14 protein-coding genes are annotated in these 15,238 nt (G+C 59.8%); 10 read left to right on the plus strand and 4 right to left on the minus strand.

What is annotated here, in order from left to right:
• Window positions 1-41: 41 nt before the first annotated feature.
• The 8 genes from HU759_RS11325 (at window position 42) to HU759_RS11360 (ending at window position 9,176) form a co-directional block, all read left to right on the plus strand.
• Complete coding sequence (locus HU759_RS11325) at window positions 42-1,010, plus strand: hypothetical protein (protein WP_186617362.1); 969 nt, start codon at window positions 42-44, stop codon at window positions 1,008-1,010.
• 123 nt (window positions 1,011-1,133) lie between these two features.
• Entirely contained in the window at window positions 1,134-1,754 is a 621-nt protein-coding gene (locus HU759_RS11330) for a hypothetical protein (RefSeq protein ID WP_017138992.1), read from the plus strand.
• 94 nt (window positions 1,755-1,848) lie between these two features.
• Window positions 1,849-2,193, plus strand: a complete 345-nt coding sequence (locus HU759_RS11335) for an FKBP-type peptidyl-prolyl cis-trans isomerase (protein ID WP_186617364.1) — start codon at window positions 1,849-1,851, stop codon at window positions 2,191-2,193.
• Window positions 2,194-2,206: 13 nt separating this feature from the next.
• On the plus strand, window positions 2,207-2,788 hold the full coding sequence (locus HU759_RS11340; protein ID WP_186617366.1) for a GNAT family N-acetyltransferase: 582 nt from the start codon (window positions 2,207-2,209) through the stop codon (window positions 2,786-2,788).
• A 574-nt stretch (window positions 2,789-3,362) separates the two neighbouring features.
• On the plus strand, window positions 3,363-4,079 hold the full coding sequence (locus HU759_RS11345; RefSeq protein WP_017138996.1) for an MgtC/SapB family protein: 717 nt from the start codon (window positions 3,363-3,365) through the stop codon (window positions 4,077-4,079).
• Between the two features lie 262 nt (window positions 4,080-4,341).
• Window positions 4,342-4,986 carry a response regulator transcription factor gene (locus HU759_RS11350; protein ID WP_026013841.1) on the plus strand — a complete coding sequence of 215 codons (645 nt, stop codon included), beginning with the start codon at window positions 4,342-4,344 and terminating at the stop codon, window positions 4,984-4,986.
• A 6-nt stretch (window positions 4,987-4,992) separates the two neighbouring features.
• Window positions 4,993-8,619 carry a transporter substrate-binding domain-containing protein gene (locus HU759_RS11355; RefSeq protein ID WP_099547669.1) on the plus strand — a complete coding sequence of 1,209 codons (3,627 nt, stop codon included), beginning with the start codon at window positions 4,993-4,995 and terminating at the stop codon, window positions 8,617-8,619.
• Window positions 8,620-8,753: 134 nt separating this feature from the next.
• Window positions 8,754-9,176: a hypothetical protein gene (locus tag HU759_RS11360; RefSeq protein WP_017138999.1), complete on the plus strand. Its 423-nt coding sequence runs from the start codon at window positions 8,754-8,756 to the stop codon at window positions 9,174-9,176.
• Here HU759_RS11360 and dkgB read toward each other — a convergent pair.
• Window positions 9,173-9,991, minus strand: a complete 819-nt coding sequence (dkgB, locus tag HU759_RS11365) for a 2,5-didehydrogluconate reductase DkgB (protein WP_186617368.1) — start codon at window positions 9,989-9,991, stop codon at window positions 9,173-9,175. The genes HU759_RS11360 and dkgB overlap by 4 nt on opposite strands.
• A 275-nt stretch (window positions 9,992-10,266) precedes the next feature.
• Between dkgB and HU759_RS11370 the strand changes: the two genes are divergently transcribed.
• A complete protein-coding gene (locus tag HU759_RS11370) occupies window positions 10,267-10,662 on the plus strand; it encodes a carboxymuconolactone decarboxylase family protein (protein WP_058420656.1) in 396 nt (131 codons plus the stop codon).
• Window positions 10,663-10,671: 9 nt separating this feature from the next.
• On the opposite strand, the gene HU759_RS11375 is transcribed toward HU759_RS11370, so the two are convergent.
• The 3 genes from HU759_RS11375 to HU759_RS11385 form a co-directional block, all read right to left on the minus strand.
• Window positions 10,672-11,499, minus strand: a complete 828-nt coding sequence (locus HU759_RS11375; protein WP_170038737.1) for a hypothetical protein — start codon at window positions 11,497-11,499, stop codon at window positions 10,672-10,674.
• Between the two features lie 310 nt (window positions 11,500-11,809).
• Window positions 11,810-12,388 carry a cupin domain-containing protein gene (locus HU759_RS11380; protein ID WP_017139004.1) on the minus strand — a complete coding sequence of 193 codons (579 nt, stop codon included), beginning with the start codon at window positions 12,386-12,388 and terminating at the stop codon, window positions 11,810-11,812.
• Window positions 12,376-14,331, minus strand: a complete 1,956-nt coding sequence (locus tag HU759_RS11385; RefSeq protein WP_186617369.1) for an FAD-dependent oxidoreductase — start codon at window positions 14,329-14,331, stop codon at window positions 12,376-12,378. Before HU759_RS11385 ends, HU759_RS11380 begins: the two co-directional genes overlap by 13 nt.
• Window positions 14,332-14,463: 132 nt before the next feature.
• On the opposite strand from HU759_RS11385, the gene HU759_RS11390 reads away from it, so the two are divergent.
• The gene (locus tag HU759_RS11390) at window positions 14,464-15,222 is read left to right on the plus strand and encodes a class II aldolase/adducin family protein (RefSeq protein ID WP_099547674.1); all 759 of its coding nucleotides are present in this window, start codon (window positions 14,464-14,466) and stop codon (window positions 15,220-15,222) included.
• Window positions 15,223-15,238: the final 16 nt, after the last annotated feature.

A 15,238-nucleotide genomic window follows, 5' to 3' on the forward strand; every position in this document is an offset into this window, starting at 1 on the left:
TCTCGCCAGACTGATACGGTCAACCACTCAAAGGATTAATCATGACAACTGTCTATGAAACCAACCGTTCACCGTTTCGCGTGTCCTGGAGCTCTGTGCTGGCCGGTAGTGCAATTGCCCTGGTGACCTACCTGGTACTCAGCGTGCTCGGCACGGCCATCGGCGCCAGTGCCGTCAACCCGATGGAAGCGGGCAACCCCCTGAGCGGCTTCGGCACCGGCGCCGGGATCTGGCTGTTTGTCTCAACCCTGGTGGCTGTCGGCCTCGGCGCCTTTGTGGCCGGGCGCACTGCACCGGACCGTGGCGGCTTGCACGGCGTATTGACCTGGACCTTCACCACCTTGCTCACCACCTGGCTGCTGGCTGGCCTGGCCGCCAGCGTGGTCGGCACCGCCGGTAACGTAGTAGGCAAAGGCTTGTCCGCCGCCGGCAGTGGTATCGCCGCTGCTGCGCCTGGGATCGGCAACAGCATCAAGCAGCAGTTGAACGAGCAGGGTATCCAACTGGACTGGAACAGCCTGCAAGGCCAACTCGACACCTTGCTCAAGCAAAGCGGCAAGCCTGAGCTGGACCCTGCCAACGTCGAGCAGAAAACCGACCAGGCCGCCGCCGACGGCAAGCAATCGGCCAAGGACGCCGCGACCAACCCTGCCCAGGCCGGTGATGAGTTGACGCAGTGGTTCGAACGCGTCAAAGCCTCCGGCGAGCCTGCGTTGAATGCTGCGGACAAAGACGCGCTGGTCAACATCGTGGCCGCCCGTACCGGCAAGAGCAAAGCCGAAGCCACGCAGATCGTCGACAACTATGCCCAGGCTTATCAGCAAGCCATGCAGAAGGTCGATGAGCTGAAACAGCAAGCCGAACAGAAAGCCCGTGAAGCCGGTGAAGTAGCGGCTAAGCAGCTGTCCCGCGCTGCATGGAGCACCTTGGCCATGTTGCTGCTGGGTGCAGCCTTGAGCTTCTTTGTGGGTCGTACCGCGCTGACCACGCGTCGCGTGCCGTTGGCTTAAGCTGAGCATGTGCGGCATGGATGCCGCCTGTGGAAGCTGGTTATGGAGTGAACTCGCTACCCCCTGCGCTCGAATGAATGCGTAAAATACCGGCCTTTTACGTGTATCACGCAAAGGTGCCCCTTGAGCGCAGGCAAAGCTGTCGGACTGTTATTACTCACCTCCCTGTTGGCGGCGTGCGGTACTTCGCCGCCACGCACGCCAAACGACATCTGCGGCATCTTCCGTGAAAAAGATGACTGGTACGACGCCGCCAAGGTCACGCAAAAGCGCTGGGGCGTGCCGATCCAGGTGCCGTTCGCGATCATGTATCAAGAGTCGGGCTTCCGCCAGGATGCCAAGACACCACGCAAATACCTGCTATGGATCATCCCCTGGGGGCGCGTGTCCACCGCCGAAGGCTATTCCCAGGCCAAGGATGAAGTGTGGAACGACTACCGCAAGAGCACCGGCCGCAGCGGTGCGAGCCGTCAGGATTTCGATGACTCCATCGACTTTGTGGGGTGGTACATGGACAAGACCTACACCATCAACGGCGTGTACAAATACGACGCCTACGGCCAATACCTGAACTACCACGAAGGCTGGGGCGGCTATCGCCAACGTACCTATGCGGCCAAAGCCTGGCTGCCGCCGGTGGCGAGCAAGGTGCAGGCGCGCTCGCAGATGTACGCGGCGCAATATGCGCGCTGTAAGGATGATTTGGGCCGGGGTTTCTGGAGCCGGTTCTGGCATTGGTTGTAAGGAACGATCGGCATAAGGGTGTGGCGAGGGCGCACTTGCCAAGCTCATTTTATTCTGGGAAAACCCCAGTCTTAACTCATCCAACGAGAGCCCCATGAGCAACGATGAACTCCAGATCACCGACACCCGCCTGGGCACCGGCAAAGCCGTGGTCAAGGGGGCGCTGATCACCACCCAATACACCGGCATCCTCGAAGACGGCACCGTGTTCGATTCGTCCTGGGAGCGCGGCAAGCCGTTCCAGTGCGTGATCGGCACCGGGCGCGTAATCAAGGGCTGGGACCAGGGCTTGATGGGCATGCAGGTGGGTGGCGTGCGCACACTGTTTGTGCCGGCGCACCTGGCCTATGGCGAGCGTTCGATGGGCGCGCATATCACGCCCAACAGCAATCTGCGCTTTGAAATCGAGTTGCTGGAAGTGCTGACGCGCGACGATTGAAGGGGAAGTAAACATGGAGGTTGATTGCGCACTCGAAGGTATTCGAGTGGTTGAACTGCACGACGGCGACGCGGCCGAACTGCAGTGTTTTTTTGACCAGGCACCCGAGTATTTCATCGCGGTCAATGGTGAGCCGGCCACACCGACCGAAGCGCACGAAGAGTTACAGGGTCAGTTGCCGGCAGGTTGGCGTTGCAGCCGGATGTACTGGCTGGGTTATCGCGATACGCAGGACCAACTGGCCGCCGTCGTGAACATCGCGGCCGACTTGCTGGCCGTCGGCGTGTGGCATATCGGTTTGCTGCTGGTGCATACGCGCCTGCATGGCACCGGGTTCGCGCGACAATTGCATGCCGATCTTGAAGCGTGGACGGTGAGCAACGGTGCCCAGTGGCTGCGGTTGACGGTGGTGGTCGGCAATACCAAGGCCGAGCGCTTCTGGCCCAAGCTTGGGTATGTGCAGGTGCGCACGCGTGAAGGCATCAGGATGGGACGGCAGGTCAACAGGGTGTCTATTCAGGTCAAGCCGCTGGCAGGTGGGCAGATGGACGAGTACTTGAAACGGGTTGAGCGGGATCGGCCCGATATGCCGTAATAGCGGACGTGCACACTCCTTGTGGGAGCTGGCTTGCCTGCGATGACGCAGTGTCAGGTAATAAACCTCCAGCAGACAGACCGCCATCGCAGGCAAGCCAGCTCCCACAGTTGATCTTCGGCGTGACCCAAAAAACAGTTGCTGAACTCACCCTGAACAATCCACCTAAACCCCTATGGTAAATTCTCCTACGGTTTACTCCCTCGAAAACGCGGCGTAAACTCCGCGCGTTTTCATCAATAGCGGAGACCCTCAGTGGGTACTTGTTCGAGCGACAGTCGTCGGCCGGTTTCGGTAACTGGCACATACTTGGCAAGGTAACGCGCATTTTTCCTGATGCCGTTGTCTCGCCTCAAAAAGCGAGAAGCGGCATTCCGGCAGCGGCCAGTCCTGGCACCTGCCTGCATCCCTCTCATCGACGCTGACCAGCACCTCAAATCACTTGGGATGCTACGGACGCGCCTGCCTTTTACGGCGGGCGGGCCAAGCTGACTGTGCCTTTAAACGGGGACGGTGCAGTCGGTCGTACCTGCACTAAGGTTTCTGGCATGCGCAGCAGTCATGGAGAATTTTTATGCAGGCAATCAACAACATCAACCTCAACTCGTTGGTCGATACCGTGGTCAGCCTTACCGCGGCGTTTATCCTCGGTGGCTTGATCGGTTTCGAACGCCAGTACCGCCAGCGCACGGCGGGCTTGCGCACTAATGTGCTGGTGGCAGTGGGCGCGGCGATCTTCGTCGACATGGCCAACCGCCTGGGTGGCGCGGAAGGCGCGGTGCGGGTGGTTGCGTACGTGGTCTCGGGCATCGGCTTTTTGGGCGCTGGCGTGATCATGCGTGAGGAAGGCAACGTGCGTGGGCTCAACACTGCTGCGACGTTGTGGGCTTCGGCAGCGGTGGGGGCGTGTGCGGGGGCTGACCTGATCCTCGAAGCACTGTTGGGCACGCTATTTGTGCTGGCGGCCAACACCTTGCTGCGGCCAATCGTCAATAACATCAACCGTCAGCCTTTGGACGTGGTGTCGGCGGAGGTCACCAACATCCTCTATGTCATCGCCCAGCGCAGCCAGCAGCAGGCAGTGATGGTGCTGCTGGAGGCCGAACTGGCGCGGTGCAACTACCCGGCCAGCGACGTCGATGTGCGGCCGTTCGGCAGCGAAGAAGTGGAGATCGAGGCCACCCTGGCCGCGACCTCGGTAGACGGCGACGAACTGGACGCGCTGGTGGCGCGAATTTCCACCTCGACACTGGTGGTGCAAGCGTTCTGGAGCCCGAGTACCACTGACTGACACGCGCTCAACGGCTACTTTTGCGAAGAAAAATCCTACATCTGATTGGGATTGCCCCTTCGGTCAATACGTCATTTCGTTGTTAAGGTTGCGCACTTGCAGCTAGCCGGTGGTCACGGTTTGGCTATACGTGCTCGATGTGACTTCGATAGAAGCGGACCACCTGAGTGACGGCAGTACCGCTGGTCGAAACTGTCATTTCTCACAGGTAGTGGTGTCCCGTGTGATGTGTAAGGGTACTTATTCTTTTCAGGGTAGTGATATGAGCAAAGCGCTAAGTAGTGGGACCGTGTTAGTTGTGGACGATCATCCGTTTATACGGGCAACCGTCAAGCATTTGCTCAAGTGCGAAGGCTTCACTGACATCGAGGAAGCCGGTACGGGGGCGGACGCGCTTCAGAAGGTTAGAGAGAAGCGTCCAGTCTTGATTATTCTCGATCTGGCCATTCCAAAACTGGGTGGGCTGGAGGTGATCAGCCGGGTCAAGGCGCTGGGTGTGCCGTGCAAAATTCTGGTACTGACGTCGTATCTGCCGGAGTTTTTTTCCACGCGGTGCATGCGTGCAGGCGCCATGGGGTTTGTCGCCAAGACCGGAGAGCTGGAGGAGCTGCAAAAAGCCATTAAGGCGGTGATGTCCAACTACAACTGCTTCCCCAGTCTGCCGAGCAGTTCGGTGCGTCGTGATGATTTGCAGACCACCGAGCACGAGCTGGTGCACTCGCTTTCAGACCGCGAGCTGGCAGTGCTGAGGATGTTGGCGTTGGGTTTTACCAACAACAAAATTGCTGCAGATATGCTGCTGAGCCACAAGACCATCAGCACCTACAAGACCCGGCTCAAGGAGAAGCTGCGGATGACGTCTGTGGTGCACATGGCCAAGTTTGCCCAGCGTAATCATCTGATCTGAATCGACATGATCCTTGCCCAGGTCCGACGGTTGATCATGCTGGTGTTGATGAGCCTGCTGCCGTTGCTCGCTGCGGCCCTTGATGAGCCCCACACCTTGCGGTTGCTGGGGCATTCCAGCCTCGACGAGAATGGCCCGCCCGTGGTGCTGGGGGACGCTGACTGGCACTGGCTGCGTGAGCGCCGCACGCTGTGGATGGGGGTTTCCGCGCCCGATTACGGGCCTTTCGAACTGACCAACAATAACGATGAACTGGAAGGCGTCACCGCCGACTATGCCAAGTTGCTTGCCCAGGCGCTCAACGTCAGCGTTGAAGTGCGCCGCTATGACACCCGTGATGAAGTGATTGAGGCGCTCAAGCAGGGCTCTATCGATTTCTTGGGGTCGGCCAACGGGTTTGAAGCGGGGGACCCGCAACTCGTCCTTTCGCGCTCCTATGCCAATGATCAGCCCATCCTGGTCACCCGTACCGGAGACACCCAGTCCCTGAGTGTCGACCTGGCCGGCAAGCGTGTGGCGATGCTTTATCACTATATGCCGCCCGATGTGGTCGAGGCGTTTTACCCCAAGGCCCATGTGGAACTGTTTGCGTCGGTCTTCGAAGCCATCGGCGCCGTGGCTTTTGGCCGTGCCGATGTCTACCTCGGAGACGCCATCACCGCCCACTACCAGATCAACCGCAACCACCTCAACAATGTACAGCTGGCGGACTTTTCCACTTTGGAGTCCAACGCCTTTGCGTTCGCGCTGGCCCGGGACAATATTCGCTTGCTGCGCATCATCAACAGCGCGCTGAGGTCGATTCCGGCTAACCAGCAGCTGGATATTTTGCGCCGTTGGAGTGCTGGCAATCTTGGTGTTCTGGGGACCGAGCGCCTGCGCTTAAGCACCAGCGAGCAACGCTGGCTGGAAAAACACCCACGGGTGAGGGTGGTAGCGTCCGACCAGATGTTGCCGTTGGCATCCTTCACGGCACAAGGGCAATCAGAGGGCTTGAGTGCAGACGTTCTATCCCGGATCAGCTTGCGCACCGGCTTGAAGTTCGATGTGGTCCCGGGCGGCTCAATGCCTCAGCAAATAGAGGCGGTCCGTTCCGGCCGGGCGGACATGATGGCGGTGGTCACGCCCAGCCTCGAAGGCTCTGACCAGGTGCGTTTTACGCGGCCCTACTTGACCAATCCACTGGTGCTGGTCACCCGTACCGACACGCCTGGCACCATGACACTGGAAAATATGCTGGGTAAACGCCTGGTAATACCCAGCGGCAATGCGCTGCGTGACGTCATCAATCGCGACTATCCCGGTATCCAGTTTGTGGAGGCGAAAAATCCTACGGATGCCATGGCTCTGGTGGCCAATGGCAGCGCCGAGGGTGCCGTCAGTTCACTGATCTATGCGCGTTACCTGATCGCCTTTGAGTACCGCGATCGCTTGCACGTGACCAGCACCGTCGGCTCTGAACCTGTGCGTATGACGTTCGGGGTCAACCGGGGGCAGTTGGAGCTGTACTCGATACTGGACAAGGCGTTGCTGAGCATCCCGCCTCAGGAAATGGATGAACTGATCAGCCAATGGCGCACCGATGTCATCATCGAAGACCATTGGCTACGCCATCGCCGCACGATTATCCAAGGATTCGGCCTGGCAGCGGTATTGCTGCTGATCACCCTGGGATGGGCGATTTACCTGCGCAGCCTGATACGCAAGCGTGCTCAGGCCGAACGCGCGTTAAGTGACCAGATGCGCTTTATGGGCGTGCTGATCGACGGTACGCCCCACCCGATCTACGTGCGTGATCGCCAGGGGCGGCTGATGGCCTGCAACAGTGCCTACCTGGACGTGTTTGGCTTCAAGCTTGAAGCGGTGATCGGCAAGACGGTGATCGAGACCGACACCGGCAACCCGCCGCAGGCCCAGTCATTCCATGAGGACTATCTGCGGTTGATGGAGCGGGGCGAACCGCAGATTCATGATCGGGTGCTCAGGTTGCCTGCGGGCAAGGTGTTGACCATTTACCACTGGATGCTGCCGTACCGTGATGGCGACGAAAATGTCGTGGGCATGATTGCCGGTTGGGTCGATGTGAGCGAGCGCCAGCGTCTGCTGGGCCAGTTGCAGGAAGCCAAGGAGGACGCTGACGCCGCCAACCGTGCCAAGACCACGTTCCTGGCGACCATGAGCCACGAAATTCGCACCCCCATGAACGCGGTGATCGGCATGATCGAGCTGGCGCTGGCCAACGCTGAACAAGGGCGCGCCGACCGTGACGCCCTGGAAGTCGCTTCGGTGGCCTCCCACGGCATGCTGGACCTGATCGGCGACATTTTGGATATTGCCCGAATTGAGTCCGGCCATTTGTCTTTGTCCCTTGAACCGGCCAACCTGCATGAGCTATTGAAGTCGGTGGCGCGGGTATTCGAAGGGTTGGCGCGCGCGAAAGGCCTGGCGCTGCAAGTAGAGCTTGATCCGCAGATGGATTGCGCGGTGTTGATCGACCCGTTGCGATTCAAGCAGGTGGTGTCCAACCTGCTGAGCAATGCCATCAAGTTTACCGACCACGGCCGGGTGCGCTTGGGCGGCCGCTGTGGGTTGGCATCGGACCCCGGCCAATTGAACCTCACCTTGTGGGTAGAAGACACCGGCATAGGCATCAGTGCCGAGGACCAGCAGCGGCTGTTCAACCCGTTTATCCAGGGCAGCAATACCGAGCAGTCGGCGCGCAGCGGCTCGGGCCTGGGGTTGGTGATCAGCCGCACGCTATGCGAAATGATGGCGGGGAAACTGCAGTTGAGCAGTACGCTGGGGCAGGGGACACGGGTGGACGTAGCACTCACGTTGGCCACCACAGCAGCAATAGCGGCCGAGGTTTCGGCTACGCCGGAACCTACCCGTCCCGTGCGTGTTTTGGACATTCTGGTGGTGGATGACTACCCGGCCAATCGCCTGCTGCTGGCCCGGCAGCTGAGCTTTCTGGGGCATCGCATCAGCACCGCCGAAGATGGCGTCCAGGGCTTGGAACGCTGGCAAACCCAGCGGCCGGATGTGGTAATCACCGATTGCAACATGCCCCTCAAGGATGGCTATGCCTTGGCGCGTGAAATCCGTGCGCAAGAGCGTGAGCATGGCTTGCCCGCCTGCCTGCTGCTGGGGTTTACCGCCAATGCCCAGCCGGAAGAAACCGAGCGCTGCCGGCAGGCGGGCATGGATGGTTGCCTGTTCAAGCCTGCCGGGCTTGAGGACTTGCGCTCTGCGCTGAGCGTCTATGCGCTCGGCCCTGAGTCACCCGACGCTGGTCCAGGGTTTGATTTAAAGGCTTTGAAGGTCGTCACGGGAGACGATCACGCCGCGCTCAATGAGCTTTTGAGCGCCTTGCTCGACAGTTTGGAGGCAGACCGCGCGATGCTGGCGTTGCTGGCGCGTCAGCATAGTTTTAGTGGGCTGCATGACCTCGCACACCGCGTCAAAGGTGGGGCGCGAATGGTCAAGGCCGAGCCATTGATAGCCAGTTGCGAAATGCTGGAGGCGGTGTGTGAGCGACAGGAGCGCAGCACATTAGGCGCGGCTGTTGCAACAATTGACACGGCAATTGCTGATTTGCACCAGCGCATGGGTGACTATTGCAAGCAGGCCTGACTGCAGTTGAGGGGCATTCGGTGAATTTGGGAGAACTCCTACATGAAGGGGGAACATGCCTGATTTTGTCTTCGGTATATGTCTGGAGAATGGGGCACGCTCACTGACGAGCGCTGCCAGCCCAGGGGTTCGCCATGCCGAACAAAGCACTGACCATCCTGATTGCCGATGAACAACACCTGCAACGACTGTACATAGAAAAAATGCTCAATCAGTTGGGTTACCACCGCATTGTGCCGGTGCAAACCTACCAGGAAGTCCAGATACTCACCGCGATCCCTGCCGAGCCCTTCGACGTATTGATCATTAATGCGGGGCTGGCGCTGCAGGCTTGCGGGCCGCAGCCTCAGGTGCGGCATGTGCTGCTCTATGACCATCAGGAACTGGGCGAACCGGCTGATACTCAGCCTGCGGTGCTGGTGCGGTTGCCGGGTGTGCCGGACAGCGTCAACCTCGAACACTTCATGGACATCATCGACCCACCCGCAGCCACGGCGGGCCTGCGGGTGTTGCCATGGCTGCGGGAATTATCGCGCAAACCGCTGGCCGGGGTTTAGTCCCACTTCGGCGCAATGCCTTTGGGGCTGGTTAAACGGTGGCCACGCTCCAGGGTTGCAATCTGCGCCATGTCGGCAGCGCTCAAGGTCAGGTGCAGGGCCTCGAGATTGCTTTGCAGGTTGACGCGTTTGGTCGACGACGGGATCACCGCGTAACCCAATTGCATGGCCCAGGCCAGCGTGACCTGCGCCGGTGTGGCTTGATGGCGCTCGGCGATCTGCTGGATCACCGGGTCTTTGAGCACTTCGCCATAGGCCAGGGTCATGTACGAGGTGATCTGGATACCCTGGGCGGTGGCAAAATCCACAACCTTCTGGTTTTGCAGGTAGGGGTGCAACTCGATCTGGTTGGTGGCGATGTTCTCGGCACCCACCGCAGCGATTGCCTGCTTCATCAAGTCAATGGTGAAGTTGGAAATGCCGATCTGGCGTGTCAGTCCCAAGCGCTTGGCTTCCAGCAACTGGCCCATGAATTCGGCGACCGGCACCTGGTCTTCCGGCGATGGCCAGTGGATCAGCGTCAGGTCGAGATAATCGGTTTTGAGTTTGCGCAGGCTTTCGCGCAGGCTCGCAATCAACTGGCCTTCGGCGAAATTGGCGATCCAGATCTTGCTGGTGATAAACAGCTCATCACGCGCTACGCCGCTGTCGGCAATGGCTTGGCCGACATCGGCTTCGTTCTCGTAGATCTGCGCAGTGTCGATGACGCGGTAGCCCAGTTCCAGGCCGGTGCTCACCGAGTCGATCACCACCTGGCCTTGCAGGCGGAAGGTGCCGAGGCCGAAGGCGGGGACGTTTGGGGTTGGGGTAGACATCAGTAACTCCAGAAGGGGTGTGAACAATGGAGTCGAGTATCCGCCCGTCGTTCACTCGGAAAAACCGCCCATTGCGAAAAGGACTCTTAACCACAAGTCACGAATACCCGCGGCCTTGTCAGGGTGAGCAGGCTGTGCCCAGCACGCTGATTCACAACAGCACGGGTTCGCATGACCGCTGGTCAACTTTGTCACCCGATGCTTACCGGCTTCACTTGCCAGCCATGGGTGTGGCGCGGTATTCCAGAATGCTTTATGCCAGCCTTGGAAAGACCATGACCCAACACCTCACCGAATACGCCGACGCCAGCCCTGAAGTGCGTGCGGTTTACGACGACATCATGCAAACACGCAAGGTCGACCAGGTGAACAACTTCTGGAAATGCCTGGCCGCCCACCCGCCGACGTTGCGCCGCACCTGGGAAAGCCTCAAGGAAATCATGGCACCAGGAGCTCTCGACCCGCTGACCAAGGAGTTGCTGTATGTGGCGGTCAGCGTGACCAACAATTGCCCGTATTGCATCGCCTCCCACACCGCCGCCGCACGCAAGGCCGGCATGACCGACGAGATGTTTGGCGAGTTGCAGGCCGTGGTCGGCATGGCCAACGAGACCAACCGCCTGGCGACCGGCTACCGTGTACCAGTGGACGATATGTTCAAGTGGCCGTGATACCCAGCTTCATGCGCAGATGCGCGAGGCTTCTGCCGGGCGCGCAGGGCGGTGGTGATAGAACTGCCCCTGCTGCGCCTTTCGGCTTCTGCGGGACTGGGAACGGGTCCATGTGGTGAAGTCAAAGCGAGTGGCCGACACGACGTTTTCCTGAACCAGCAGGATCGGCCTGGGGCGGTTTATAGGGGCGTGGTAAGTGTGGAGCGTGACCTCCAATGTGTCCTTGTCCCGGTACCCGCTGAGTATGGGCACCAGGCTGAACCCCTGACCAATGCCTTCGGACTCCGTGGGGGTGCCTGCGAATACTACAATCCCGACATAGACCTTCCTGTTGCTCAAACTGAACATGCACGGCACACACTTGACGATGGACTCTCTCAATAAAAGCTTGAATGGCGTGCCCTCAAGAACACCCAGCGAAAGCACATGGTAGAGCTGCGTGTCGGTTTCCAGCTTCAGCATTTTCTTCTTCGCGCGTACATATAGCCTTGCCCAGAAAAAAGGAATCGCCAGAGTGGTCATACCCGCCTGCAACATGAAAACCCATAGCGTGCAGTTTTTCTCATTGGCAATGTCGAGTTGTACCAATAGCGTACCCAGTTTTTGGCTGTAGTCCGCCGCAACTTCATGCCCGGCGATAAAGGCTGCTTGTTTTGATAACGTCAGCAGGGCAGCACTCAAAAACGTGGCAACGATTAGGCAGAGCATTCCGAGCCTTGCTACCTGCAGGTAAAGCAACTGTCCCTGGAATCGGTGCAATCGCAAGTAGAAAAACGGGTGCCTGAGGCAGACCAGATAGCCACTGACCAGTAACGGCACAATGATCAGCAGGCCCATGAGTCGTCTGACTCCATTTTTTGCACTTGGCGCAGAGCGTCCTTGTAACCCTCTGACGCGATAACCTCATCGATGTCCAGGCCGATGCCTCCACGTACGACCTTCCAGGTTTTACGGGATTTGACATCCCTTACTCGATCCCAATCGTCCTGAGTCGGTTTCCCAAACAACAAATGCAATAAAGACATGGCGACAACCTCGAAAAGAAGTAGCCATTTTTATAGCAAGCGACTGGGTGCCTCACCACTGATGGCAAGCCGCGCCACTGTCGCCAGTTCCCGTAGGAAACGTCTGCATTTGCTACAGCGGCCTAAAATGTCGGGGGTGTAATCACCCAGATCACCACTGTATCCACCTTGCCCGGGTTGCCATACCGGTGCGGCTCGCTGCTGGCAAAGCTGAAACTGTCGCCTTCAGCCAACAGAAAATGCCGCTCACCGACCCACAGCTCAAAGGTGCCGCTCAACACATAGCCCGCTTCTTCGCCTTCATGGCTGTAGCTTTGCTGGCTGTAGGTGCCGGGTGGGAAGCATGAGTGCAGGATCTCCAGTTGGTGGTTGGGCAATGGCGTCAGCAGTTGGTCGACGATGCCATCTTCATAACGGATGCTTTGACGATTGTTTTTACGTACCACATAGCCTTCATCCGCTGGGGCAGGGGCGGCCTCGCTGGCAAAAAACCACTGGATAGTCACGCCCAGGCTGCGGGCGATATTGAACAGCGCCGGGATCGATGGGTACGCCAGGTTGCGCTCCAACTGGCTGAGATAGCCGGCGGTCAGTTCACTCAGTTGCGCCAGTTCGGTCAGCGTCAGGCCGCGTGCCTTGCGCAGGCCGCGAATGCGCGTACCGAGAAACAGTGGCTGCGGTTCGTCGTTCAGAGTTTCCACGCTACCTTGAGTCCTTCGTAGATCGCCTCTTCGGCGGTGCGCGGCGCCAGGCAGTCGCCGATGCGTTCAAACGGCACCAGCCCGGCAAGCGCCGTGCCCAGAGTGTCCACTGGCTGATGGCCCTGGCACAACACCAGGCTGTCGACGTTCTCCAACAGCATCGGTTCGCCGCTGGCGCTGTGTTGCAAGTAAACCGTGCTGTCGTCGCAGCCGTAGAGGCGGGCATAAGGGATGATGGGGATGCCCAGGCGGTGCAGCTCGCCCGCCAGTTGATCGCGCACATAGAGCGGCAGGTTTTCCCCGCAGTGCGTGCCATTGACCGCCAGTTGCACCTGATGGCCGGCGCGCACCAGACGCTCGGCGATGCCGGGGCCGATCCAGTCGCAGCGCCAGTCGACCACCACCACCGAGCGCCCCAAGGTGACCTGATTGCGCAACACCTGCCAGGCATCGACTACTTGCAGCTCGCCGCCTCGCTCGAATGCCGGCCAATAGGGTTCGGCGCCGGTGGCGATGATCACGTGATCAGGTCGCTGTTGTTCCACCAGGGCGCGGTCGACGCGGGTATTGCGCAGCACACGCACGCCTGCCAGCGTCATCTCTCGTTGCAGGTTGGTACTGGCGCCGCCGAATTCGCTGCGCCGTGGCAGCAACTGCGCCAACAGCACTTGCCCGCCCAATTGCCCGCTGGCTTCAAACAAGGTCACGTCGTGGCCGCGTTGCGCGGCCACAGCGGCTGCTTTCATGCCGGCCGGGCCACCGCCGACCACCATGATGCGGCGGCGTTTCAACGTCGGTTGCAGGTTACCGAAGTGCAGCTCGCGCCCCGTCTCGGGGTGCTGGATGCAGGAGATTGGCAAGCCCTTGTGAAAGTGCCCGATACAGGCCTGATTGCAGGCGATGCACGCACGCACATCCTCGGCGCGGCCGTCGAGGGTTTTGGCCGGCATCAGCGGGTCGCAGATCAGTGCGCGGGTCATGCCGCACACATCGGCCTGGCCGCGCGCCAGGATCAGCTCGGCCTCCTGCGGCTGGTTAATCCGCCCGGTGACAAACAGGGGTATCGACAGGCTGGCTTTGAACGTCGCGGCCGCATCGGCCAGGTACGCGGCGGCGATGGCCATGGGCGGCACGATATGCACTGCGCCGCCCGTGGACGCCGAGGTGCCGGCGACGATATGCACATAATCCAGCTGCGTTTGCAGGTGTTGCACGGCCTCCAGGGATTCGCTTTCGGTAAGGCCTTCGCTGTCGTGCTCATCGGCAGAAATGCGCAGGCCGATGATGAACTGCGCGTCGGTCGCGGCCCGCACTGCGGCAATAATTTCCCGCAGGAATCTCAGGCGCTGTTCAAGCACGCCGTTGTAGTCATCGGTGCGCCGGTTAACCCGTGGGTTGAGAAACTGCGCGGGCAGGTAGCCGTGGCTGGCGACCACTTCCACGCCATCAATTCCCGCCTGATGCAAGCGCCTGGCCGCCGCTGCGTAACCGCTGACGATCTCATCGATCATCGCCTGGTCGAGCGCCCGTGGCATCACCCGAAACCGCTCATTAGGCACTCCCGACGCCGAGTACGCCACCGCCAGCAACCCGTCTGCCGACTCCATGATCTCGCGGCCCGGGTGGAATATTTGCGACAGCACCACAGTGCCCTGAGCGTGGCAAATATCGGCCAACTCGCGATAGCCGTCGATGCATTCGTCGTCGGTGGCCATCAGCACATGGGAGGTGTACCGCGCACTGTCATGCACGCCCGCCACCTGCAGCACAATCAGCCCCACACCGCCTTCGGCGCGCGCACGGTGATAGGCGATCAATTGCGCATTGACCCGGTTATCCGTCGGCATCGAGGTGTCATGCCCGCTGGACATGATGCGGTTCTTCAGACGTTTGCCGCGCAGTACCAAGGGTTCGAACAGATGCGGGAAGGCAGCGTGCGACATGGTGCGGATACTCCAGGCGCTGTTATTGTTATTTTTCTAGTAAGAGGCGAGCGCCAGTAAAAAATCAACTTGTTTTTTTACTGACGGCTGGCTTAGCGTCGCCTTTACCAACCCCGTGCCTGGAGAATAAAAATGACTCACTCCACCGAGCAGCAACTGCGCGAAGAGCTCGCGGCCTGCTATCGATTGATCGCGCACTACCGCATGAGCGACCTGATCTTCACGCATATTTCGGTGCGTATTCCCGGGCCGGAACATCACTTTCTGATCAATCCTTATGGGCTGATGTTCGATGAAATCACCGCCTCCAACCTGGTCAAGATCGGCCTGGACGGGCAGGCGGTCGAACCTTCTGCTTATGCCGTAAACCCGGCTGGTTTTGTCATTCACAGCGCCATTCATGGCGCTCGCGAAGACGCCCAGTGCGTGCTGCATACCCACACCCGTGCCGGCTGTGCGGTGGCGGCGCTGGAGTGCGGTTTGTTGCCGGTCAATCAGATCTCGATGGAGTTCTACGGCAAGGTTGCCTACCACGACTATGAAGGCGTCGCCCTGGACATGCACGAGCAACGCCGGCTGGTGCAGGACCTTGGCGACAAGCCGGTGCTGATGCTGCGCAACCATGGTTTGTTGACGGTGGGCGAGACGGTTGGTGAGGCGTTTCTGCGCATGTATTACCTGGACAAGGCCTGCGATATCCAGATCGCCGCGCAGGCCTGCGGCAAGCTGATCCTGCCGCCGGCTGAGGTTTGCGCTTACACCGAGCAGCAATTCAATAACCCCAACCGAGCGCTGGAGGAGGGCGAGCTGACCGATGTGAATGCCATGCAGCTGGCATGGGCGGCGTTGCTGCGGATGCTGGATCGGGTGTCGCCCGGTTACCGCGACTGAGGTAGAGTCGTGCAGC

The organism is Pseudomonas sp. OE 28.3, from assembly GCF_014268205.2.
GTDB classification, from domain to species: Bacteria; Pseudomonadota; Gammaproteobacteria; order Pseudomonadales; family Pseudomonadaceae; genus Aquipseudomonas; species Aquipseudomonas edaphica.